This window comes from Enterococcus viikkiensis (genome assembly GCF_005405345.1).
In the GTDB taxonomy this organism is placed as follows: Bacteria; Bacillota; Bacilli; order Lactobacillales; family Enterococcaceae; genus Enterococcus_A; species Enterococcus_A viikkiensis.
This window is the reverse complement of record NZ_BJDW01000006.1, coordinates 54150-78632: the sequence shown is the minus strand read 5'-3', so window position 1 is coordinate 78632 and position 24483 is coordinate 54150. Positions and strand designations below refer to the sequence as shown.

The 24483-nt window shown below is 40.5% G+C and carries 25 protein-coding genes; 23 read left to right on the top strand and 2 right to left on the bottom strand.

Annotation, left to right across the window (positions count from 1 at the left end):
• Nucleotides 1–33: 33 nt before the first annotated feature.
• From FFM67_RS04830 to FFM67_RS04805, 6 genes are all read left to right on the top strand, one after another.
• On the top strand, nt 34–702 hold the full coding sequence (locus FFM67_RS04830) for a rhomboid family intramembrane serine protease (RefSeq protein ID WP_137613465.1): 669 nt from the start codon (nt 34–36) through the stop codon (nt 700–702).
• A 247-nt stretch (nt 703–949) separates the two neighbouring features.
• Complete coding sequence (locus FFM67_RS04825) at nt 950–1156, top strand: YqgQ family protein (protein ID WP_137613464.1); 207 nt, start codon at nt 950–952, stop codon at nt 1154–1156.
• A 1-nt stretch (nt 1157) separates the two neighbouring features.
• On the top strand, nt 1158–2114 hold the full coding sequence (locus FFM67_RS04820) for an ROK family glucokinase (RefSeq protein WP_137613463.1): 957 nt from the start codon (nt 1158–1160) through the stop codon (nt 2112–2114).
• Between the two features lie 25 nt (nt 2115–2139).
• Nucleotides 2140–2541, top strand: a complete 402-nt coding sequence (locus tag FFM67_RS04815; protein WP_137613462.1) for a rhodanese-like domain-containing protein — start codon at nt 2140–2142, stop codon at nt 2539–2541.
• A gap of 180 nt (nt 2542–2721) precedes the next feature.
• A complete protein-coding gene (yidA, locus tag FFM67_RS04810) occupies nt 2722–3531 on the top strand; it encodes a sugar-phosphatase (protein WP_137613461.1) in 810 nt (269 codons plus the stop codon).
• A 128-nt stretch (nt 3532–3659) separates the two neighbouring features.
• Complete coding sequence (locus tag FFM67_RS04805; RefSeq protein WP_137613460.1) at nt 3660–5432, top strand: FAD/NAD(P)-binding protein; 1773 nt, start codon at nt 3660–3662, stop codon at nt 5430–5432.
• Nucleotides 5433–5474: 42 nt separating this feature from the next.
• Here FFM67_RS04805 and FFM67_RS04800 read toward each other — a convergent pair whose 3' ends face one another.
• The gene (locus tag FFM67_RS04800) at nt 5475–5642 is read right to left on the bottom strand and encodes a DUF3042 family protein (RefSeq protein ID WP_137613459.1); all 168 of its coding nucleotides are present in this window, start codon (nt 5640–5642) and stop codon (nt 5475–5477) included.
• A 147-nt stretch (nt 5643–5789) separates the two neighbouring features.
• Between FFM67_RS04800 and galE the strand changes: the two genes are divergently transcribed.
• From galE to FFM67_RS04750, 10 genes are all read left to right on the top strand, one after another.
• Nucleotides 5790–6779 (top strand): UDP-glucose 4-epimerase GalE, encoded by a 990-nt coding sequence (galE, locus tag FFM67_RS04795; RefSeq protein WP_137613458.1) that lies wholly within the window; start codon nt 5790–5792, stop codon nt 6777–6779.
• Between the two features lie 11 nt (nt 6780–6790).
• Complete coding sequence (gene galT / locus FFM67_RS04790) at nt 6791–8272, top strand: UDP-glucose--hexose-1-phosphate uridylyltransferase (RefSeq protein WP_137613457.1); 1482 nt, start codon at nt 6791–6793, stop codon at nt 8270–8272.
• 12 nt (nt 8273–8284) lie between these two features.
• On the top strand, nt 8285–9268 hold the full coding sequence (locus FFM67_RS04785; RefSeq protein ID WP_137613456.1) for a LacI family DNA-binding transcriptional regulator: 984 nt from the start codon (nt 8285–8287) through the stop codon (nt 9266–9268).
• 189 nt (nt 9269–9457) lie between these two features.
• Nucleotides 9458–10165 (top strand): tRNA (adenosine(37)-N6)-threonylcarbamoyltransferase complex dimerization subunit type 1 TsaB, encoded by a 708-nt coding sequence (gene tsaB, locus FFM67_RS04780; RefSeq protein WP_137613455.1) that lies wholly within the window; start codon nt 9458–9460, stop codon nt 10163–10165.
• Nucleotides 10149–10709: a ribosomal protein S18-alanine N-acetyltransferase gene (rimI, locus tag FFM67_RS04775; RefSeq protein ID WP_137613454.1), complete on the top strand. Its 561-nt coding sequence runs from the start codon at nt 10149–10151 to the stop codon at nt 10707–10709. Before tsaB ends, rimI (FFM67_RS04775) begins: the two co-directional genes overlap by 17 nt.
• Nucleotides 10710–11150 (top strand): ribosomal protein S18-alanine N-acetyltransferase, encoded by a 441-nt coding sequence (gene rimI, locus FFM67_RS04770; protein WP_137613453.1) that lies wholly within the window; start codon nt 10710–10712, stop codon nt 11148–11150. It abuts the gene before it with no gap.
• A complete protein-coding gene (gene tsaD, locus FFM67_RS04765; protein ID WP_137613452.1) occupies nt 11143–12165 on the top strand; it encodes a tRNA (adenosine(37)-N6)-threonylcarbamoyltransferase complex transferase subunit TsaD in 1023 nt (340 codons plus the stop codon). Before rimI (FFM67_RS04770) ends, tsaD begins: the two co-directional genes overlap by 8 nt.
• Before the next feature lie 173 nt (nt 12166–12338).
• The gene (argF, locus tag FFM67_RS04760; protein ID WP_137613451.1) at nt 12339–13352 is read left to right on the top strand and encodes an ornithine carbamoyltransferase; all 1014 of its coding nucleotides are present in this window, start codon (nt 12339–12341) and stop codon (nt 13350–13352) included.
• Between the two features lie 560 nt (nt 13353–13912).
• Nucleotides 13913–15604, top strand: coding sequence for an arginine--tRNA ligase (gene argS, locus FFM67_RS04755; RefSeq protein WP_137613450.1), 1692 nt, complete (start codon nt 13913–13915; stop codon nt 15602–15604).
• 122 nt (nt 15605–15726) lie between these two features.
• The gene (locus FFM67_RS04750) at nt 15727–16779 is read left to right on the top strand and encodes a BMP family lipoprotein (protein ID WP_137613449.1); all 1053 of its coding nucleotides are present in this window, start codon (nt 15727–15729) and stop codon (nt 16777–16779) included.
• Between the two features lie 76 nt (nt 16780–16855).
• Here FFM67_RS04750 and FFM67_RS04745 read toward each other — a convergent pair whose 3' ends face one another.
• The gene (locus FFM67_RS04745; RefSeq protein WP_137613448.1) at nt 16856–17332 is read right to left on the bottom strand and encodes an arginine repressor; all 477 of its coding nucleotides are present in this window, start codon (nt 17330–17332) and stop codon (nt 16856–16858) included.
• Nucleotides 17333–17657: 325 nt separating this feature from the next.
• On the opposite strand from FFM67_RS04745, the gene rpsB reads away from it, so the two are divergent.
• The 7 genes from rpsB to rseP all read left to right on the top strand — a co-directional run bounded on the left by rpsB (nt 17658) and on the right by rseP (nt 24461).
• A complete protein-coding gene (rpsB, locus tag FFM67_RS04740) occupies nt 17658–18455 on the top strand; it encodes a 30S ribosomal protein S2 (protein WP_071861007.1) in 798 nt (265 codons plus the stop codon).
• Nucleotides 18456–18533: 78 nt separating this feature from the next.
• Nucleotides 18534–19418 carry a translation elongation factor Ts gene (gene tsf, locus FFM67_RS04735; RefSeq protein ID WP_137613447.1) on the top strand — a complete coding sequence of 295 codons (885 nt, stop codon included), beginning with the start codon at nt 18534–18536 and terminating at the stop codon, nt 19416–19418.
• 129 nt (nt 19419–19547) lie between these two features.
• On the top strand, nt 19548–20270 hold the full coding sequence (gene pyrH, locus FFM67_RS04730) for a UMP kinase (protein WP_071861009.1): 723 nt from the start codon (nt 19548–19550) through the stop codon (nt 20268–20270).
• A 1-nt stretch (nt 20271) separates the two neighbouring features.
• Complete coding sequence (gene frr / locus FFM67_RS04725; RefSeq protein ID WP_137613446.1) at nt 20272–20829, top strand: ribosome recycling factor; 558 nt, start codon at nt 20272–20274, stop codon at nt 20827–20829.
• A gap of 565 nt (nt 20830–21394) precedes the next feature.
• Nucleotides 21395–22198 (top strand): undecaprenyl pyrophosphate synthase, encoded by an 804-nt coding sequence (gene uppS, locus FFM67_RS04720; RefSeq protein ID WP_137613445.1) that lies wholly within the window; start codon nt 21395–21397, stop codon nt 22196–22198.
• A gap of 54 nt (nt 22199–22252) precedes the next feature.
• Entirely contained in the window at nt 22253–23047 is a 795-nt protein-coding gene (locus tag FFM67_RS04715; RefSeq protein ID WP_137613444.1) for a phosphatidate cytidylyltransferase, read from the top strand.
• A gap of 145 nt (nt 23048–23192) precedes the next feature.
• Nucleotides 23193–24461: an RIP metalloprotease RseP gene (rseP, locus tag FFM67_RS04710; RefSeq protein WP_137613443.1), complete on the top strand. Its 1269-nt coding sequence runs from the start codon at nt 23193–23195 to the stop codon at nt 24459–24461.
• Nucleotides 24462–24483: the final 22 nt, after the last annotated feature.

The window sequence follows — 24483 nt, the reverse complement described above, 5'->3', positions numbered from 1 at the left end:
AAAAGAATACATTAAAGATGAAAGAGGTATCCAATGAGAAAAGACAAGCCTTACGTGACCTATGCTTTTTTTGCCATCAATACGGTGGTTTTCGTGCTGCAATATGTATTGCCTAGTTTAGGAATTGAAAATCAATTAGGGATGTTCTCGCCAGCTGTGATTTTGCAGCATCAATATTGGCGGTTTGTTACACCGATGTTCATTCATTTCGGGTTGATGCACTTTGCCCTGAACAGTGTCGTGCTTTATTACATGGGCCAGCAATGTGAAGCCATCTTTGGTCATTGGCGCTTTGGTATAATTTATTTACTTGGCGGTATCATGGGGAATTTCGCCAGTTTTGCTTTTAATCAGCCGACAACTTTATCAGGAGGAGCTAGCACGGCGATCTTTGGTTTATTTGGGGCCTTTCTAGTGGTCGGGCTCCATTATCGGGATAACGGTGCGATCCAAGCGTTGACACGGCAATTTGCGTTGTTCATCTTAATGAATTTAGTTTTTGGCTTGTTTGATTCAACCATTGATATTTGGGGCCATTTAGGCGGATTGACCGGGGGGGCTTTAGCAGGTTGGGCGTTAGCTGTTCCGTTTGGTCAAGATCGATTTACAGTGCGGGCGCGGGTCACCGCAGGATTATTTTTTATTTTTGCCCTCGTACTGATGGTCTTCTTTGGTTTAAGAAAATTTGGTTTGTATCTATAAGTTATACTAGGAGCTGTGACAAAATGCTTGTCACAGCTTTTTGCCTTTGAATAACGAGTCGTCCACTAGCAGTTTTTATCACGGATTATTAGACAATAGAAAAATTATATTTCATGCAACCTGATTTTGTTATAAGATAAGAAATGTTCAGTACCTGACGTATAATGAAATAAAAGTTTTAAAAGGAAATCACGATTAGGCTATAAAAAAATTGATTTTTTCTGTATAATACTGGGGATGTGGTTTAATGGAAAGTTTGTATGATGTACAGCAGCTGTTGAAGCAATTTGGCATTTATGTCTATGTGGGAAAGCGTATCTATGACATCGAATTGATGCAAATTGAATTGAAGAATTTGTATGAGGGACGTGTGATCGATCGCGATACCTATCTACAGGGCTGGCGTATTTTAAGACGAGAGCATCACATTGAAGAAAGTCGAGAAGGTGACTAGGATGGATAAAAAATTATTAGGAATTGACCTAGGCGGTACAACAGTAAAATTTGCAATTTTAACTGAGTCTGGTGAGGTTCAACAAAAATGGAGTATTGAAACAAATATTTTGGATGATGGTTCCCACATCGTACCGGATATTATTGATTCGATTAATCATCATTTATCTTTGTATAATATGACACCGGAACAATTTATCGGTATTGGAATGGGGACTCCTGGTAGTGTCGACATTGAAGCCGGGACTGTAATTGGTGCGTACAATTTAAACTGGACGACCTTGCAGCAGGTTAAAAAAGAAATTGAAGCAGGAACGAAGATTAAATTTACAATCGATAATGACGCGAATGTGGCGGCTTTAGGTGAACGTTGGAAGGGTGCCGGGGATAATGAACCGGATGTTATTTTCATGACCTTAGGAACAGGTGTTGGTGGAGGAATCGTCATGAACGGTGAATTGCTTCACGGTGTTGCTGGTTGTGCAGGTGAAGTTGGTCACGTAACCGTGGATCCTAACGGTTTTGAGTGTACTTGTGGAAAACGTGGCTGTCTTGAGACCGTTGCCAGCGCTACTGGTGTTGTCCGAGTAGCACGTCAGTTGGCAGAGGAATACGCAGGCGATTCGCTTCTAAAAGCTCGTTTGGATAATGGGGAAGATATTACTAGTAAAGATGTTTTTGAATTGGCTGAAAAAGAAAATGATGACTTGGCGCTAATGGTAGTAGACAAGGTTACTTTCTATTTAGGACTTGCTTGCGGAAATCTTGGAAATACATTGAATCCTTCAACAATCGTAATCGGTGGCGGCGTGTCAGCGGCGGGTGAATTCTTACGTAGCCGAATCGAAACGTATTTCAAGGAGTTTACGTTCCCACAAGTTCGTGAAAGTACAAAAATCAAACTTGCAGAATTAGGCAATGAAGCTGGCGTCATCGGGGCAGCTTCACTAGCAAAATAGAAAAGGTAAGAGAGGAAACTAATGTATGTCAATTTGGTGGAAAATAAATATTGTTCTGATTTCATTAATCGCTTTGTATGCTCTATATGAGCTATACGTGCGAATTATGATGAAGCGTTCAGCGAAAGTTATCTCACAAGAAGAATTTCAAGCGGGGATGCGTAAAGCGCAAATTATCGATGTGCGTGAACGGGATGAATTCAACGCAAAACACGTTTTAGGTGCTCGCAGTTTCCCTTACAGCATGTTAAAAGAATCAATGGGCTCTTTGCGAAAAGATCAACCAATCTATATCTACGATCAAAACAAAACGATCAGTGCCCGTGCCGCTAATTTATTGCGGAAAAATGGCTACCAAAACTTGTTCATTCTTAAAGGTGGTATGCAAGATTGGACGGGGAAAATTAAACAGAAAAAAGTCGATTAAACTGGTTTGGACTTGTCAGAAGTGTGCAGCTTCTGGAACACCGGCTATTCGTAAACAGATACTGTGACAAGAGATTTTTGTCGCAGTTTCTGTTTTTTTAGTAGGTAGATGGTGATGTTCGATTGACGGAATATTAACTTCCACTTATGATGGACGTTGAGAACTTTTTTGGAGGTAAGTATGAGTATAAAATTAGTCGCCATCGATTTAGATGGAACATTGTTAAATGATCATCATGAAATCAATCAGCCAGTCGTTGATTGTATCAAAGAAGCGCGTAAGCAGGGGATCTACGTGGTCCTTTCAACCGGACGGCCCTTGTCTGGAACAAAGAAACAGATAGAGACATTAGGGTTGAATCAGCTGGACGATTATATTATCACCTATAATGGCGCTCTCGTGTTAAACACGAATACTTGGGAAATCATTGCCGAACATGGCTTAACCCGAGAAAATTATTTGGAAATCGATCATTTGGCCCGTTCATTGAATGTTCATTTGCACGTTGCGGACAAAGAAGCGATGTATACAGCCAACCGTGATATTAGTCCTTATACTATTTTGGAATCTTACTTGGTGAATTTACCGCTGCATTATCGGACACCAGAGGAAATCGCCAAAGAAGTGTTACCGACTAAAATGATGATGATCGATGATCCCGAGCTTTTAAGTGAAGCCTTCAAAAAAATTCCAGCCGAGTTTTTTGAAAAATATACCATCGTACGCAGTACGCCGTTTTTTATTGAAGTATTGAATCCAAATACTAGTAAAGGTTTGGCATTGAAGGAATTAAGCGAACATTTAGGCATCCAGCAAAGTGAAGTCATGGCGATTGGGGATGCTGAAAATGACCTTTCAATGATCGAATTTGCCGGTACAGGTGTAGCAATGGGAAATGCGAGTGAAACAATCAAAGCTGCCGCGGAGTATACTGTGGCTACGAATTTAGAAGATGGTGTCAAAGAAGCATTTGAAAACTGGGTACTTTAAAAATTTAAACTTCCGTTAGCTTTTTTTGCTACGGGAGTTTTTTTATAATTGCATATTCGATGATTTTTCTCTACTCTTAACTATAAAGATAAGAAGTTATCAGAATCTTAGAATAATGGAGAATCTATATGAAAAAAATTGCGATTATTGGTGCCGGTCCTTATGGCTTGATCGCTTTGGAACGGCTGATCAGGCAAGCTGCGGTCGATGAAGAAACAACCATCCTGCTTTTTGATCCCTTAGGTCCTGGTGGCGAAGTCTGGCGTAGCGAGCAAAGTAGTCAAGTGATTATGAACACAGTTATGCAACATGTGACAGTCTTTGCAGAAGACCAAGGGCCTAATCTGGCAGAGTGGAGTCGAAAGTACGCTAAAGAGTATCTAACAACAATTGGGGTTCCATCCTCTTCGGACCTCTTTGCAGAAACGAACTTAGGAAAAAATGAGTATTGCCAACGGCGGTATTATGGGATTTATCAGCAATGGTTTTATCATGAGATGGTCAAAAATTTACCTACTCACATAACCGTTTCTTTGATTAAGGAATATGTCGATGATTTGACGTTAGAAAACAATCAGATCATTCTTTCTGCGGACAAAACACAGGTCGTGACGGATCTGATTTTAGCCACCGGTCATGGTGGAAATTTTCTCAGCAGCACAGAAGAAAAAAACCAAAAATTCGCTAATGCCCATAAGCTCTTCTATCAAGGTCCGATTAATCCGGCAGATATGCCACTTGAAGCTATTAAAAAGAATGAACCAGTTATCTTACGAGGCTTAGGCTTGAGTTTTTATGATTATATCGGGTTGTTCGTCGACAAGTGGGGTGGAACATTTAGTGAAGTAGCTGGTCACTTGATCTATCAAAAAACGGGCAAAGAAAATACCCTAGTCGTCGGTTCTGGCCGAGGTCTGCCTTATCACACCAGACCTAAAAATCAAAAAAATGCCGGAGAAGACGCTGAACCGAAAATTCTGACGAAAGAATTTATGAAAACTTTTAGTGGGACTGTGGAAGAACTAATTGATTTCTTAAAAAAAGAAGCAGAATTGGTGTATTACCAGCATCAGCTAGTAAATAATCCAGTTCTTGAAGCTTTTTTAAGGGACTATCAGTCGGGGGATCGGCAAAAAGTGTTAACGAAGTATCAAATTCCAGTTGCGGACCGATTCGATTGGAAGAAATTAGTTGATCCTGCGAAGGATATCACTCCACAGGATTTTCCCAGCTTCATCAAAACCTATCTTGCCCAGGATATTGCGGAAGCGGAACAAGGCAATCGCAACGGAGCAATCGCGGCTGCTTTGGATACGTTTAAGGAACTGCAAGAACCTTTTAATTATATGCTAGACCATGAAAAGTTTAAGCCAAAAGAATATTTCGAAGATTTTTTCGGCAACTTCAATCGCAATTATAGCTTTCTAACGATTGGTGCACCAGTGATCCGTCAAAAGCAATTATTAGCATTAGCAGAAGCAGGAATTATTGAATTTTTGGCACCTAATATGAAAGTCGAGCAAAAAGAAGAACAGTTTCATGCGTATAGTAAGCAACGGACAGAGCGACAGTTTTCAGCAAGTTATTTGATTGAAGCCCGCTTGCCGGCAACGAGTCTCAAGCGGACAAAAAACAAATTATTGATTCAGATGCGTAAAAAAGGTTATTTGAAATCTCACGGCGTTTTTTATGACGGAAAGTTTCACGAGACGGGTGCATTGCAAGTAAAACGCGAGACGCATCAAGTAATCGATAAAAACGGACAAGTTTTGCCTCATATTTTTTGCTACGGCATCCCTCTTGAAGGATTGGACTGGTTGAATGCCGCCTCACCACGCCCGAAAAGTCACGACCGGGTGTTCCAATTGGCAGAACAGATTGCAAGAAATATATTTAAATAAGCTGATAGGCAAAAAAAAAAGAAAGCCAGGGCTTTCTTTTTTTTAGCGAGCGATTCTTCTCCGACGAGCTTTTTTACGATTTTCATCGATCTTTGATTCTTTTTCTTCGATGGGATCAATAACTTTCTTTTTAACGCCCATCACCACACCAGCAACAACGGCAGCTGCCGTTAATGTACCGGTAAAAAATCCTGAAGCAAATTTACGCATAATCCTCACTCCTTTACCTGATACCTTCATTATGAAGCAAAAGTAAAAAAATAGAAAGTTTTACGAACGGAAAAGCTCTTGCAAATATTTAGTAAACAAACTATAATTTATTTACTAAATAAACTTAATATGAATGGAGTCGATCAAATGGCAATTTTAGTTCTTGGAGGAGCAGGTTATATTGGTTCTCATACTGTTGATAAGCTCATAGCGCAAAATTATGATGTAGTCGTGGTAGATAATTTATTAACGGGACACCGTGGAGCGATTCATCCGAAGGCAAGATTTTATGAAGGCGATTGTCGCGACAAAGAATTTTTAGCCAGCGTATTCAAAAAAGAAACGATCGAAGGTGTTGTTCATTTTGCAGCTAGCTCATTAGTCGGCGAGTCGGTAGAAAAGCCCTTAAAGTATTTCAACAATAACGTAATCGGCATGGAAATTTTACTGGAAGTAATGGAAGAATTTGGCGTGAAAAATATCGTCTTTTCATCAACCGCAGCGACCTACGGTGAGCCTGGCGTTTCTCCAATTAGTGAAGAGGTTCCAACAAATCCGAAAAATCCTTACGGCGAAAGCAAGTTAATGATGGAAAAAATGATGAAGTGGTGTGACAACGCCTATGGCATGCGGTATGTCGCATTGCGTTACTTCAATGTTGCAGGAGCCAAGTCTGATGCTAGCATCGGCGAAGACCATGATCCAGAGACCCATTTAGTACCGATTATTTTACAAGTCGCTTTAGGTCAAAGAGATCATTTGACGATTTTTGGCGAAGATTATGACACACCAGACGGCACATGTATCCGTGATTACGTTCAAGTTGAAGACTTGGCAGCGGCACATATCTTAGCGTTGGAATATTTGAAAGCCGGTAACCCAAGTAATTTCTTCAATCTAGGATCAAACAATGGCTATTCCGTAAAAGAAATGTTAGATGCGGCGAGAGAAGTGACTGGAAAAGATATTCCCGCAGAGATCGGTCCACGTCGTGCCGGCGATCCTAGCCGTTTAGTGGCGTCTAGTGACAAAGTCAAAGAAACATTAGGTTGGAAGCCAGAATACACTGATGTAAAAGCGATTATTGAAACCGCGTGGAATTGGCATGTTAGTCATCCCCACGGCTATGAGGACTAGGAGGAAGTAAGATGGCAATCAGTCAAACGGTCAGAGACTTTATTACGTTGGCTATTCAATCCGGCGGTTGGATGGAAATGGATCGGATTTATTTAGAAAATCGGCTCATTGCATTAATCGGTGAGGATTCTCTTGAAACGTCAGAGCTTCGCTCAGTTACGGTCAGTTCGGTGGAATTGATGGATCAATTATTAGATCAAGCTGAAAAGAATGGCTTGATTGCGGAAGTACAACCAGAGCGAGACATTTTAGAAGGCCAGCTAATGGATCTAATGACGCCACCGCCCTCTGTGGTGAATGCGTATTTTGCTCAATACTATTCGAAGGACCCGATCCAAGCAACGGATTATTTCTTCAAACTAAGTAAAGACAATGATTATATTAAAACCAGAGACATCGCTCGTAATATTATTTTCCCAGCCGAAACAGCCTACGGGACATTAGAGATTACGATTAACTTATCAAAACCAGAAAAAGATCCGAAACAAATTGCGGCTGAGCGGACTGCGGTAAAAGTCGATTATCCAAAATGCATGTTATGTATGGAAAATGAAGGCTACAAAGGTCGGATGAATTATCCTGCCCGCACCAATCATCGAATCATCCGCATGAATTTAGATGGTGAAAGCTGGGGGATGCAATACTCGCCTTACGCTTATTACAATGAACACTGCATTATTTTATCTGAAGAGCATCGTCCGATGACGATCACGCGCGACTCTTTCAAACGTCTGCTGAAGATCACTGAAGTATTGCCTCATTATTTTGTGGGCTCGAATGCTGATTTGCCGATCGTGGGTGGCTCGATCCTTTCTCATGACCATTATCAAGGAGGACGACATACCTTCCCAATGGCGGTGGCTGAGATGGAGCGTACCTTTGAACTGAAAGATTTTCCAATGATCAAAGCAGGTATCGTTAAGTGGCCACTATCGGTGATTCGACTGCAAAGTAAGACCACAAAAGAATTGGTAGCTGCGGCAACAATGATTTTAGAAAAATGGAAAAACTATTCTGATGAAGCCGTACAAGTGGTGGCGGTGACTGAAGATGGGACACTCCATCATACGATCACACCGATTGCTCGCAGAAATGGTGAATTGTTTGAATTGGATCTCGTCTTGCGGGATAACAATGTTTCTGAAGAATTTCCTGATGGAATTTTCCATCCGCATCCAGATGTTCAACACATTAAAAAGGAAAATATTGGTTTGATTGAAGTGATGGGCTTGGCTGTATTGCCTCCACGCTTAGCGACTGAATTAAAAGAAGTCGAAAACTATTTATTAGACGAAAAAAATGAGATTGCAGATTGCCATATTGAATGGGCTGATCAGCTTAAAATAACGGAAACGATCACGGCCGAAAATGTGACCGAAGTTGTCCAAAAAGCCGTTGGGGCAGTATTTGCTCGCGTGCTGGAAGACGCAGGTGTCTTTAAGCGGGACGTTGAAGGTCAAGAAGCCTTCACTCGCTTTATTAAAACGTTGTAGAAAGGAATTGCCATGGCAACGATACGGGATATTGCAAAAAAAGCAGGCGTTTCACCGGCGACCGTTTCTCGCGTCTTGAATTATGATCCAGAGTTATCCGTGGCGCAAGAAACGCGACAACGCATCTTTGAAGTGGCAGAAAAATTAAATTATACGAAGCACAAGCGTTCACCTAAAATGGGAAAGGCGCTGATTCGTTTGGTTCAGTGGTACGACGAAGCCGAAGAGTTAGCAGATTTGTATTATTTGTCGATTCGCTTAGGAATTGAGAAAAAGGCCGAAGAATTAAATCTTCAAATCCGTCGCGAAACCCTAAATGAACTTTCTGATTCTCAAGTGACGGGAACGATTGCATTAGGTAAATTCGATGCGGAGCAGATTCGACAATTAAAACAATTAGATGATAATTTATTGTTTGTTGATTTTGATGCCATGCCGTTGGGCTTAAATTCACTAGTCGTCGATTTTGATCAAAGCATGAATTTAGTGATTGATCATTTTATTCAACAAGGGCATCAGAAAATCGGCATTCTCTCTGGAGAAGAAATGACCAAGCATAATTTGCAGCCAATTGAAGACCCCCGCATGTTATCTTTTAAAAAAAAGTTGGAGCAGCTCAATCTTTTCCGACCAGACTTAGTAATAACCGCACCTTTTTCCATGGAAGCGGGAAAAACGGCTGTAAGTGAATTTATCGCTGAGAGTAATGATCTGCCGACAGCCTTATTCGCTTCCAGTGATGCCTTAGCGATCGGTGGTATGCAGGCAATTCAAGCTGCCGGGCTGCGGATTCCAGAAGATATCTCGGTGATTGGTTTCAATGACGTTAGTGTTGCCAAGTATGTCTCGCCCGCCTTGTCTACGGTTAAAGTGGAGACTGAATGGATGGGGGAATTAGCCGTCACGACGCTTTTGGAATTAGCGAAAGAATATTCTCCTGTCCCACGAAAAATTATGCTGGGGACTGAACTGATCCAACGAGCGTCAACCAATTAATTTCAAGTATTGGTTAAAAAGATCTTCTTCTCAAAAGAGAGGGAGGTCTTTTTGTAATCGGAGATTTAAATAAAAAGAGTGGATAGAGGCTACTAGAACAAGAAAAAGAGAATTATCTACCAGTTAGTAGGAAAGCATTTGTGGTTTATGTTAAAATATGGCTATCTTAAATGCGAGGAAATGACTTTTATGAAATTATTAGCGATGGATACATCCAATCAAACATTAGCAGTAGCGGTTTTAGAGGACACCAAACTGTTGGCGCAGTTCCAATTGAATCGGAAAATGAATCACAGCTTAACTTTGATGCCCGCGATTGAATCGGTAATGCAGGCAAGTGGCCTAAAACCTAAAGAGTTGGATCGCATCGTAGTAGCCCAAGGTCCCGGCTCGTATACGGGTATTCGGATCGCGGTCACGACTGCGAAAACATTAGCCGAAACCTTGCAGTTGGAACTAACCACTGTTTCAAGCTTGGCAGTGTTAGCGGCTAATAGTCAAACGGATAAATTAATCGTTCCACTTATGGATGCTCGTAGAAACAATGTTTATGGTGCGGCTTATCGGTGGGAAAACCAACAATTAGTTAATGTGATCGCCGACCAACACATTCCTTTAGCAGATTTATTAAAAAGAATTAACGAACCGGCAATTTTTGTGGGTGAGACCGAAAAATTTCGTGCAGAGATTGCTGAATCACTCACGACTGCGGAGATTTGCACATCGGATAGTTTAAATTTACCTAATGGTCTTGTTTTAGGGAAGCTTGGTCTTTTAGCTGATCCGATTGAAAACATTCATGGCCTTGTGCCAGAGTATTTGAAACGAGTGGAGGCAGAAGAAAAGTGGCTAGAGACGCATCAACCCGGGGACGAGAATTATGTTGAAAAGATTTAGCGGTTTAGTCAAAACAATCTTGTATGGAAAGCAATATCCTTTCAATACCAAAACAGTGACGCTTGGGGACCAACCGTTTTTATTGCGAAAAATCGTTGATCAGGATATTAAAGAACTGATTGCGCTGGAGCGGAATGTTTATTTTGGAGAGGCGCCTTGGACCAAGAGTGCTTTTTTATCAGAGATTCATTCGCCGATTCCACATCTGTATCTGTGTATCGTCACGCGGGAGAACGAAATTGCGGGTTTCATTGGGAGTCGATTGATTGGAGAGGATACGCATATTACGAATATTGCCGTCGCTACGTATTTCCAAGACCAAGGGATCGGTAGTCTATTGATTGACGAAGTTGAAAAATTCGCTATAATGAACGATTGTGAAACCCTTTCGCTAGAAGTTCGGTTAAGTAATACCGATGCGCAAAGGCTTTATCGCCGCTTAGGGTTTTCCTCACGAAATATTCGGAAAAACTATTATACCGAAAATAGTGAAGACGCATTAGACATGGTGAAACATTTGGACGTGAAACTAGGTGGAAAATAGTTGGATAGACCAGTAGATAAAGAGTTAGCAAGACAGTTTTGGGAGATTAGTCAAAAGGCGTACACCTACGATTCTCCTTGGACAGCGGAACAATTTGCCAGTGATCTGGCCCAGGCCCACAGCCATTATATTACGGAGGCAGCAGAAATTGTCGCCTTTCTTGGATTTCATCAAGTCTGTGATGAAATTGAGATCACCAATATCGCAACAGCAGTCAAAGGACAAGGCGTTGGCGGTAAATTAATGAGACGATTGATTCAGTACGCAAAATCGCAAGAAATGGCGAGTATTTTTTTGGAAGTACGTGCTTCGAACCATGAGGCGCGGCTTTTTTACGAAAAATTTGGCTTCCAAGTGATTGGAACAAGGAAAAAATATTATCAGCATCCAACAGAAGATGCGGTGTTGATGAGTTTGAAAGTAGGAAAAAGACATGAGTGAGACCGAACTGATATTGGCAATTGAAAGTAGCTGTGATGAGACTAGTGTCGCTGTAATCGAAAATGGAGAAAAAATTCTTTCAAATATTGTTGCTTCCCAGATTAATAGTCACAAACGTTTTGGTGGTGTGGTACCAGAAGTGGCGAGTCGTCACCATGTCGAACAAATTACGATTTGTATCGAAGAAGCATTGAATGAAGCACAGGTAACAGCCAATGATTTACGTGCTGTCGCCGTTACATATGGTCCCGGACTTGTGGGGGCGTTATTAATTGGCTTGAGTGCCGCGAAAGCTTTTGCCTGGGCGAATGGTTTGCCTTTGATTCCAGTGAACCATATGGCTGGCCATATTTATGCCGCACGTTTAGTGGAACCACTAGAGTTTCCGTTGATGGCTTTATTAGTCAGCGGAGGACATACTGAGCTTGTTTATATGGCAGAAGATGGCTCCTTTGAAATTATTGGCGAGACACGAGACGATGCGGCTGGTGAGGCCTATGATAAAGTTGGACGAGTACTAGGTCTGAGCTATCCAAGCGGAAAAGAAATTGATCACTTGGCTCATCAAGGCGAGGATACATACAATTTTCCACGGGCGATGATCAAAGAAGACAATTTTGATTTTAGCTTCAGTGGCTTGAAAAGCGCGTTTATTAATTTGACCCATAACGCCGAGCAACGTGGGGAAGCACTTGATCATAATAATTTGGCAGCTAGTTTCCAAGCTAGCGTGGTGGAAGTTTTAGTTACGAAAACCATCAAAGCCTGCAAAGTCTATCCAGTAAAACAGTTAATCGTGGCTGGTGGAGTGGCGGCCAATCAAGGATTACGGGAAAAAATGTCAGCGACGATCCAAGCAGAACTGCCGGATTTAAAATTGATCGTCCCACCATTACGATTGTGTGGGGATAATGCAGCGATGATTGGGGCAGCAGCGCATGTAGAATTGCAAAAACATCATTTAGCTGGAATGAGCTTGAATGCTAATCCAAGTTTGGCTTTTCAACATATTTAGAGATAGAAACCTATTTATCGTAAGACGACCCATAGATTTAATTCTATGGGTTTTTTTTATGCAAAATAGGTTGAATAAATGCTTGATGATTTTTAAATATTCAGTTATTATGAATAAATGCAACTGACTAATGACTTCGAACGGATGATTATTCAGAAAATGGAGGGGTTTAGATGGAAAACATTTTTTATGGGAAAAGTTTTTTAAAGGAAATTGATTTTACGAGAGAAGAGCTGCTGTATTTAATTGATTTTGCGGCGCATTTAAAAGAATTAAAACAAAAAAATATTTCTCATCGCTATTTGGAAGGTAAAAACATCGCCTTACTATTTGAAAAAACATCGACCCGGACCAGAGCAGCATTTACGACCGCAGCAATTGATCTTGGGGCCCACCCAGAATACTTAGGAAAGAATGACATTCAGCTAGGTAAAAAAGAATCAGTAGAAGATACGGCAAAAGTTTTAGGGAGTATGTTTGATGGGATCGAGTATCGAGGCTTTTCGCAAAAAGCCGTCGAAGCATTAGCCGAATTTTCTGGTGTTCCAGTCTGGAATGGACTGACGGATGAATGGCATCCTACTCAAATGTTGGCGGATTTTTTAACCATCAAAGAACATTTTGGCAAACTCGAAGGATTGACGTTGGCGTATGTTGGCGATGGTCGCAACAATGTAGCCCATTCTTTACTGATTACGAGCGCGATTCTAGGCGTAACTATTTCGATCGTCACGCCAGAAGAACTTTTTCCAGAGAAATCATTGATTGACTTGGCAGATAAATACGCAAAGCAGTCACAAGCCAAAATTTTAGTGACTGCGGATATTGACCAAGGTGTCGCCGGAGCGGATATTATTTATACAGACGTATGGGTGTCAATGGGAGAAGAAGCGGGCTTTAAAGAAAGAATTGATTTACTGCTGCCATACCAAGTCAACCAAAACTTGATGGCAAAAACAAAAAAAACAGACACAATCTTCTTGCATTGCTTGCCAGCTTTTCATGATTTAGCAACTGAAGTCGGCGAAGAAATCAAAGAAAAATATGGCTTAACTGAAATGGAAGTAACCGATGAAGTCTTTCGCAGCAACCAAGCGCTACAATTTCAACAAGCAGAGAACCGAATGCACACGATTAAAGCCATGATGGCCGCAACGCTAGGGGAACTCTTTATTCCAAAAGTATAAAAATCGCTGCTTTGACTAGTCAGATGAAGAATTTTCTGGTAGTATGATGCCAGAATAATTATTTCATTAATGACAAAGAGAAATCTATTGGCTGTTTTTTAGCGAGTTCGGGCAGGTGGAAGCCGAATAAACAAAAGTAGATGGCGCACTTTCGAGATGAATCGGCAGCTACCGTTATAGCCTGAGTGGGTCGTTTTTTACGACAAAAAGAGTGGTACCGCGGGAAATCTCGTCTCTGATGTTTTTAAACATCAGGGACTTTTTTTGTGAGTTATACTTTTTTTAGTTCGTCAGGCTTGAAGCTTATTATGAATTTTAGCGAAGTGGATGAAAGTGGTTTTAATGATAAGGCAACGAAAATTTATAGTCTTATTGCTAGAGTGACTGTGAATTTTGCTTCTCGCTTTGGCGGGTTGGAGACATTGTATGCGTACAAGAAAATCATTTTTCTGTATTTTAAAGAAATGTTACTATGAGATCGAGCTAACTTTTAGCTAGGAATTGTCCCTTTGCTGAGCGAATAAGTATCTTAAAATGAGGGTTAAATAGGAGGAATTGAAATGAATAATCAAGAAATCGTGGCACAAGCAGTTTTTGAAGTGGTCAAAGAAAATTTAACGTTGCCAGAAGTGGCGCGTTTATTAGAGAAACCGAAGTCCGTGGACCATGGCGATGTGGCTTTCCCAGCCTTCGCATTAGCGAAAGTTTTTCGCAAAGCACCACAACAAATTGCGGCAGAATTAGCCGAAAAAATCACTCCTGATGCTTTTGAAAAAATTGAGGTAGTGGGTCCGTATTTGAATTTCTTTATGAAAAAAGAAGTTATTTCCAGTATGGTCTTGAAGCAAATCGCGAAAGAAGCGAATCAGTTTGGTAATAGCAATATTGGCAATGAAGGGAACGTAACGATTGATATGTCCTCACCAAATATTGCAAAGCCAATCTCAATGGGACATTTGCGTTCAACAGTCATCGGGAATTCTATCAGCTTAATTTTGAGTAAGATTGGCTACCAGCCAATCAAGATCAATCACTTAGGTGACTGGGGTACACAATTTGGGAAATTAATCGTGGCATATAAAAAATGGGGTTCAGAAGAAAAAGTCAAAGCAGAGCCAATCAATGAATTGTTACGTCTTTACGTAGAATTCCATGAAAAAGCTGAAGAAGAGCCAGAATTAAATGACGAAGCTCGGGCTTGGTTCAAGAAGCTAGAAGAAGATGACAAAGAAGCTCTAGAATTATGGAAATGGTTCCGCAGCGAATCATTAAAAGAATTCAACAAAATTTATAGTATGCTGGAAGTTGAATTTGATTCTTATAATGGCGAAGCCTTTTACAACGATAAGATGGATGAAGTGGTAACGATGCTGGAAGAAAAACATTTGTTGCAAACCAGCGAGGGTGCGGAGATCGTTAACCTTGATAAATACGATTTAAATCCAGCCTTAATCAAAAAATCGGATGGTGCGACGTTATATATTACCCGGGACTTATCCGCGGCACTTTTCCGGAAACGTGAATACAACTTTGTTAAGTCACTTTACGTTGTTGGAAATGAACAAAGTGGACACTTTAAACAATTGAAAGCTGTCTTAAAGGAAATGGACTTTGATTGGTCAGATGAAATGGTGCATGTTCCATTTGGCTTGATCACAAAAGATGGAAAAAAATTATCGACACGTAAAGGGAAGATCGTTTTATTAGAAGAAGTATTAAATGAAGCGAAGGAATTAGCTTTCAAACAAATCGAAGAAAAAAATCCTGATTTGCCAAATAAAGAAGAAGTGGCGCATCAAGTCGGTGTCGGCGCAGTAATCTTCCATGACCTGAAGAATGATCGTCTGAATAATTTTGATTTCAATTTAGAAGAAGTCGTACGTTTTGAAGGGGAAACGGGGCCGTATGTCCAATATACTCATGCTCGTGCGATGTCAATTTTGGAAAAAGCTGAGTTCACCGTTGATCCAGAAGCAGTCTATGCCTTAAAAGATGCCGATAGCTGGGAAATCATCAAGCTGTTACAAAGCTACCCAGAAATTGTGATGCAGGCGGCAGATCAATATGAACCATCTGTAATCGCAAAGCATGCAATCAGAGTAGCCCAAGCCTTCAACAAATACTACGCTCATACAAAAGTGTTGGTTGATGATGAAGAAAAGAACGCGCGTCTAGCTTTAGTCCATGCGGTCACTGTCATTTTGAAAGAAGATTTACGTCTACTAGGCGTTCACGCACCAAATAAAATGTAAAATGAACTCAGACAAGTTTTAAACTTGTCTGAGTCTTTTTTTAATAAATCCGCATGTTCAAAATCAGTATGGTATACTTTTTACGGCACGATGTGTCAAGACACATGTGGAGGAGTGATAGTATGAAAAAGCTATTTTTAGGATTAGGTTGTTTAGGTTTAATCGGATTATTAGTAGGTTGTGGGCAAAGTCAAGCTGAAAAAAACACTGCAGAAAATCATCACAAATTGGCGTTGATTTTAGGCTTCGGGGGTGTCGACGATCGTTCGTTTAATCAAGCAGGCTGGGAAGGTCTTGAAAAGTGGGGGAAAACTAAAGGCTTAACAGCCAAAAAAGATTTCACTTATTTAGAGACCAATGATCCGCAAGAAAATAGTACAAACATCAGCCAAGCGGTTGAAAATGGCTTCACTACAGTCATTAGTTTAAGTTACTTACAAGCAGATGCGATCAAGGAAGCGGCAGAACAACATCCAAAACTAAATTTTGCTTTAATCGACGGTGACATTACAGGGTTGAAAAATGTCGTTTCAGCAACATTTAAAGATCAAGAAAGTGCCTATCTTGCTGGAATAGCTGCTGCTTACAGCACAAAGCAAAATCACGTCGGTTTTATTGGGGGAATGGAAGGCCCTGTGATCCAACGTTTTCAAAGTGGTTTCGAAGCTGGGATAAAAGCTGCTGGGAAACAGTTAGGAAAAGAAATCAAAATTGAAGTGCAATATGCAGCCTCTTATGATGCACCAGACAAAGGAAAGGCGATTGCTGCATCCATGTATAAAGAGGGAGCAGACATTCTTTACCAAGCTGCCGGCAGTACGGGGGCTGGTGTTTTCCAAGAAGCGAAAGCGCAGAACGAGAATAATCCTAGTCAAAAAGTTTGGGTGATTGGTGTAGATCGCGACCAGGCTGATGAAGGGAACTATCAAATGGCTGATGGTAAGACAGGGAATTTCACGTTGACTTCCACTAAGAAAAATGTAGGTGCGGCTGTGACTGAAATTGCGGATGCGGCTTACAAAAATAAATTTCCTGGTGGCAAGCACTTAGAATTTGGATTAAAAGAAGGCGGCGTTGATTTAACCAAAGGGCAGTTGTCGGAAGCGACTGATAAAGCAGTTGCGACTGCGAAAGAACAGATTAATGAGAGGAAATTGACCGTTCCGGAAGAATAAAAAAATCAGAAGCAGCGCTCATTACGAGTTCTGCTTCTGATTTTTCTGAGAAGGAGCCTTGTTGTAGAATTGAGTTTTAGAAAATAGAAGTGCTGGTTGGATCTTCTAAAAAGGCCGCGACGCGTTGTGCGTCTTCTGGCGTTCTTGAGATAATAATAATCGTATCAAAACTAGCCATCGTAGCGACAATCAAATCACTCGAAAGATCATCCAATACAGAAGCCAACAAGTGCGCATTGTCAGGGAGTGTGCTAACAATCGTCATAAATTGAATGGCTTCAATTTTCACGATAACTTCTCCAGTCATTCGAATCAAGCGCTTAATGTCGTCATCTTCTGTAGGGGTTGCATGCTCTTGAAATAGTTCAAAACGGGGTTTGCCACTCTCGTCAATCGTCTTCACGATTTTTAAGTCGCGAATATCTCTTGAAATCGTCGCTTGGGTTGCGGAAACCTCGTGGATTTTTAAATGATCCATCAATTCGTTTTGATTGCGAATCGGATTTTCTGAAATGATTTGTTTAATTAATTCATGACGGTCTTTTTTTCGCATAAGAAAACTCCTTAATTGTTGTAGTAGCTGTTTAAATTCCCTGCTAGTCTCGACAAGCAAGGAAAAAATAATAATAATTATGCACTCAGTATAGCAGAAAAAGTTTTTTTAAACAGTATCCCTTAATAATTATTAATCCTACAAAAGGAAATAAAAAAGATTGATTTATCAAGAGGGTTCTTGTATAATTACTAATTGTGTGTAGGAGACTGCTCACAAAAAAATCCACATTCTGACTTGATTCATAAGGCGGTGCTGCTTGTCAGTTCCTTATGAAGAAGAGAGCAGAAGAGGAAAACAAAAAAACCAATTGGAGGAAACACAAATGTCAGTATTGTCTATGAAACAATTACTAGAAGCCGGCGTACACTTTGGTCACCAAACTCGTCGCTGGAACCCAAAAATGAAGAAATATATCTTCACAGAAAGAAACGGCATCTACATCATTGACTTGCAAAAAACAGTCAAATTAGTAGACGCAGCTTACGACTACATGAAAAATGTTGCTGAAGACGGCGGCGTTGCTTTATTCGTAGGTACTAAAAAACAAGCACAAGATGCTATCAAAGAAGAAGCAATCCGCGCTGGTCAATACTATGTAAACCACCGTTGGTTAGGCGGAACTTTGACTAACTGGGATACAATCCAAAAACGTATCGCTCGTTTGAAATCAATCAACGCTATGGAAGCAGACGGTACTTTCGAAGTATTGCCTAAAAAAGAAGTTGTTGGTTTAAACAAAGAACGTGAACGTCTTGAAAAATTCTTAGGCGGTATCGCTGATATGCCTCGCATCCCAGATGTTATGTATATCGTTGACCCTCGTAAAGAACGTATTGCTGTTCAAGAAGCACAAAAATTGAACATTCCAATCGTTGCTATGGTTGATACAAACTGCGATCCAGATGAAATCGACGTAGTTATCCCTTCAAATGATGACGCTATTCGCGCCGTGAAATTGATCACTGCTAAAATGGCTGATGCATTCATCGAAGGAAACCAAGGTGAAGATCAAGTAGCAGAAGCAGACTTCGCAACTGAAGAAGGCGGACAAGCAACTTCAATCGAAGAAATCGTTGATGTAGTAGAAGGCGACAACGCTTCTACAGAATCAGCTGAATAATTTCGTAGCATATGCTGCTTCAAAGTAAATAACTACCTTTGAAGCAGCTTTTTTAGAAAAATTAAGGAGGCCGTTAAAATGGCAGATGTAACAGCTAAATTAGTAAAAGAATTACGCGACATGACTGGCGTAGGGATGATGGATGCAAAACGTGCGTTAGTAGAAGTAGAAGGCGACATTGAAAAAGCTGTCGATCTTTTACGTGAAAAAGGCATGGCTAAAGCAGCTAAGAAAAATGACCGGATCGCTGCTGAAGGTTTAGCTTCAGTTGCAGTGAAAGGAAACACTGCTGCAATCGTTGAAGTAAACTCAGAAACAGACTTCGTTTCTAAAAACGAAATGTTCCAAGACCTAGTGAAAGAAATCGCAGAATTAGTTGCTGAACACAAACCAGCTGACATGGACGCTGCAATGAAATTGACAAATGCTAAAGGTGAAACGTTAGAAGCGGCTTTAATCGAAGCAACGCAAGTAATTGGTGAAAAAATCAATTTCCGTCGTTTTGAAGTTGTTGAAAAAGAAGACAACGCTGCATTTGGCGGCTACCTACACATGGGTGGACGGATTGCTGTTTTAGCATTACTAGACGGCACTACTGACGAATCAGTTGCCAAAGATGTTGCGATGCACGTTGCGGCAATTAACCCTCGTTATGTAAATGAAAGCCAAATTCCTGAATCAGAATTAGAACATGAAAAAAATGTTTTAACTGAACAAGCGTTAAACGAAGGCAAACCAGCGAATATCGTTGAAAAAATGGTTATCGGCCGTTTGAACAAATTTAAAGCCGAAATCGCTTTGGTTGACCAACCGTTCGTTAAAGATCCTGATATGACTGTTGAAAAATATGTATCTTCTAAAGGTGCTACAGTTGTCAGCTTCGTTCGTTTCGAAGTCGGCGAAGGTATCGAAAAACGCGAAGATAACTTTGTTGAAGAAGTTATGAGCCAAATCAAAAAATAATTCTGTTTAATAAACAGTTGGGAACGCACGAAAAATGTGCGCTCCCTTTTTTTAAGCAAATTCAAATTTGAGTGGCGTCAGAAGCAGAGTATGCTAAAATATCAATAGAGTGACAGTGGAGGTATTGAAATGGATGAACCAAAGTATAAACGCGTAGTATTGAAACTTAGTGGAGAAGCCTTAGCAGGTGATGAAAAGTTCGGTATCAATCCACCAGTAATCAAAGATATCGTAGAAGAAATCAAAGAAGTTCATGATTTAGGAATTGAAATGGCAATCATCGTCGGTGGCGGAAATATCTGGCGTGGACAAATCGGTGCTCAAATGGGCATGGAACGTGCACAAGCTGACTATATGGGCATGTTAGCAACTGTGATGAATGCTCTAGCTTTGCAAGATGCGTTAGAAAATATTGATGTACCAACTCGTGTTCAAACATCAATTGAAATGCGTCAAATTGCTGAGCCTTATATTCGTCGAAAAGCAGAGCGTCATCTTGAAAAAGGTCGGATCGTGATTTTTGCTGGTGGAACTGGAAATCCTTATTTCTCAACAGATACAACAGCGGCATTAAGAGCGGCAGAAGTCAATGCGGACGTGATCTTAATGGCGAAAAATAATGTCGATGGGGTTTATTCAGCGGATCCGAAGCTTGATGAAAATGCCGTGAAGTATGAGGAATTGACTCACTTAGATGTCATCGCTAAAGGCCTTCAAGTGATGGATTCAACTGCAAGCTCATTAAGTATGGATAACGATATTCCACTTGTTGTCTTTAATTTAAATGAACCAGGAAATATTAAACGAGTTGTACTCGGCGAAAATATCGGGACGACTGTAAGGGGGAAATAATATGGCAGATGTAGTAATGAATGAAGCAAAAGATAAAATGAAGAAGGCGCAAGAAGCCTTACAACGTCAATTAGGCCAAATTCGTGCCGGACGTGCGAACGCAAGTCTTTTAGACCGTATTACTGTGGATTACTATGGTGTCCCAACACCGGTGAATCAAATGGCGTCAATCACGATTCCAGAAGCACGTGTATTGATGGTAACACCCTTTGATAAAAATATGATCGGTGATGTTGAAAAAGCGATTCAAGCAAGCGACATCGGGTTGAATCCTGCAAACGACGGCAATGTGATTCGTCTAGTGATTCCACAATTGACGGAAGAACGCCGGAAAGAATTGGCTAAAGAAGTGAAAAAAGAAGCAGAGGGCGCGAAAATTGCTGTTCGTAATATTCGCCGTGATGCGATGGACGATTACAAAAAACAACAAAAAAATGGCGACTTGACCGAAGATGATTTGCGTGATGTAGAAAAAGACATCCAAACATTAACAGATGACAATATTAAAGCCATTGATCAAATCATTAGCGAAAAAGAAAAAGAATTATTAGATGTGTAATTCAATGACTGGTGTACGAGATTCGTACACCAGTTTTTTTTATCGTTTTTTTTTTCAATATTTCGTGATGAATGAAGGACGCTGGCTTCCATTTTAATTATTTTATTTTTTTGGGATTCATTGGCCGTTTGAAAAGTTATCTATTGATTAAACTATTTTTCAAACAGGCCAAATGCTGAACTAAAAAAGTGGCTTAAAAGAGTCAGAGCTTGATTATTTTTTAACTAAGAGAACTAGTTATTGACTGAAAGTTGAAATGAAAAACGCGCAAAGAGCACGAATTTTGAAAATTAGTTGAGTCAATGTTTGAAATTATTTAAATACCTATTAATATTCATAGGCAAGCATTTAGATTATTGCTATAATGGCTGTTGAATCTAAATGCTTGTTTATTTCTGATAAATTAACAAATCACTTGCGAAATAATCCATAGCAAAAGAATAAATTCATTAAGCTGAACTCAGAAAGTACGAACACTTTAGCGAAATGATAGGCGTGGCGGGAATCACACTGATTTTTCGCAATTTGAAGAATGAATACATAAATACGAGATAGGAGTGAAAACATGGTCTTACGTTTTTTTCCACAAAAAGAAAAATATACACCTGAAGAATCGGACGTTGTGTTTGATCCAGAGGGTGCTATTCCAAAACATGTCGCAATTATTATGGACGGCAACGGACGTTGGGCACAAAATCGTCGACTGCCACGAATTGCCGGTCATAAAGAAGGCATGGAAACGGTCAAAAAAATTACGAAGGAAGCCAATCGTCTTGGGGTAAAAGTTTTGACTCTCTATGCTTTTTCGACGGAGAATTGGAAACGGCCCGACGATGAAGTCAAGTTTCTGATGCAGTTGCCGGTTGATTTTTTTGATACTTTCGTTCCTGAATTGATTGAAGAAAATGTTCAAGTTCACGTGATGGGCTACGAAGAGTATTTGCCAGACCATACACAGGATGCAGTAAAGCGAGCTATTGAACAGACGGCTGACAATGATGGCTTGGTTTTAAATTTCGCCCTCAACTACGGCAGTCGAGCAGAAATTATTTCTGCTATGAAACAGATGGCGCAAGAAGTGAAGGATGACCGATTAACAATCGATGCTATTGATGATACAGTTATGGGGGATCATCTGATGACTGGCTTTTTGCCCTATGAGCTACGCGATCCAGAGTTGGTAGTGCGTACTAGTGGGGAAGAAAGGATCAGTAATTTCTTACTATGGCAATTAGCGTATAGCGAATTATATTTTACTAAAGCGTTATGGCCTGATTTTGATGGTGCCCATTTAGAAACGGCGATTGCCTCTTTCCAAAATCGTAACCGTCGTTTTGGTGGTTTGAATAAAGGAACCAGCGCTACTTAACGATTTTTACAGGAGTGGCCTGAAAAATTAGTAACTGAATTAGGAGGAAAAAGTGTGAGACAGCGAGTAATTACGGCTGTCGTTGCCTTAGTGATTTTTATCCCTATCTTGTATGTTGGGGGAATCGCGGTAGAAATAGCGGCGGCAGTATTAGCAGGAATTGGTGTATACGAATTATTTCGTATGAAGGGCTTGGCGATTTTAAGTTTTGAAGGGGTGCTTTCGATATTGGGCGCCGTTTTTCTTGTCTTGCCAGCGGAACGTTGGATGCCTTTTTTAAGTGGCAGCAATAGTAATTTCTTATTATTTTATTTGACAGTAATGGTTATCTTAGGTTTTTCAGTCGTTTCAAAAAATACGTATACGATTGATGAAGCAGGGTTTCCTGTAATTGTCAGTTTATATGTTGGCGTTGGCTTTCAAAACCTCGTGACGGCGCGCGACAGTGGATTAGCTATTTTATTATTTGCCTTTTTTGTTGTTTGGGCAACTGATATTGGTGCGTATATGGTTGGACGGCAAATTGGGAAGCGAAAGCTTTGGCCTGAAATCTCACCAAATAAAACGATTGAGGGTGCGCTTGGAGGAATCGTTAGTGCGGTTGTTGTAGCAGTCATTTTCTTTTTAGTACAACCACAAGTATTCCAACATAATTTAGTGACGATGATCCTTTTTACGATTATCTTTTCTATCGTTGGTCAATTTGGCGACTTAGTGGAATCAGCCATCAAGCGTCATTATGATGTGAAAGATTCAGGAAATATTTTACCAGGCCACGGTGGCATCTTAGATCGCTTCGACAGTATGTTGTTTGTCTTTCCAATGATGCATTTGTTAGGTGTATTTTAAAAAGAGCGGAAACGCTCTTTTTTTCGTTTGAAGTTTGAAGAATTTCAGAGTTTTTTTAATTTTCTATGAAAAGAACGAGAAAGAGCTCTATTTCTACAAGACTGTGATAAACTATCCCTAAGAAAATAGTGAAGGTAGGGAAATTATGCGCACTGTTATTACGTTTTTAATCGTTTTTGGCGTTTTAGTGATTGTCCATGAATTCGGACATTTTTTCTTTGCAAAACGTTCAGGAATTTTAGTTAGAGAATTTTCGATCGGCATGGGCCCCAAGCTGATTGCTCATATGGGAAGAGATGGCACCACCTATACATTACGATTATTACCAATTGGTGGTTATGTCCGAATGGCTGGACTAGAAGATGAAGAGACAGAGTTAAGTCCTGGGACACCGCTTTCTGTTGAGCTGACTGAAAAAAATGAAGTTCGTCGAATCAATGTCAGCAAAAAAGTCCAGCTACCTAATAGTATTCCAATGGAGCTGATCGCGGCTGATTTGGTGGATGACTTAACTATCAAAGGGTATGTAAATGGTGACGAGAGTCAAGAGACGATCTACAAGGTTCTACATGATGCTACGGTGATTGAAGAAAGCGGGACGGAAGTTCGAATTGCCCCACGGGATGTCCAATTCCAATCAGCGAAATTGAGTTCACGGATTCTAACGAATTTTGCTGGACCAATGAATAATTTTATTTTAACGATTATTTTGTTTATTGCTTTAGCCTTCCTTCAAGGTGGGGTAGCGGATTACAACACGAACCAGATTGGCTCGGTTGAAGCTGGTAGTCCAGCAGCACAAGCGGGTATGAAGGATCACGACGCGATCGTGTCTATCGAAGGAAAGCAGGTCCACTCGTGGGAAGACTTGACCAAACCGGTTACTAGTAGCCCTGGAAAAGAATTATCGGTTGTGATCGAACAGAACGGCAAGCAAAAGACGATCGAGATGACCCCTAGAAGTGTTGAAAGCAATGGTCAAAAAGTTGGTCAAATCGGTGTGACACCGTATCTTCGGACGGGATTTTTTGATAAGATTATGGGCGGCTTGACTCAATCGTGGGATATGACGAAAAATATTTTCAGTGCATTAGGTTCGCTGTTCACTGGTTTTAGTTTAAACAAGCTAGGTGGTCCGGTGATGATGTTCAAGATGTCTGAGGAAGCCTCGCAACAAGGCGTGAAAACCGTCATTTATTTAATGGCCTTACTCTCTATCAATTTAGGAATCGTGAACCTTTTACCGATTCCGGCATTTGATGGTGGGAAAATTTTATTGAACGTGATTGAAGGTATTCGCGGCAAGCCCCTTGACCCTGAAAAAGAAGGCTTGATTACGATGATCGGTTTTGGCTTCATCATGTTGCTAATGATTATGGTGACCTGGAATGACATTCAACGTTTCTTCTTTTAAAATGAAAGGATCGAAATTTTTT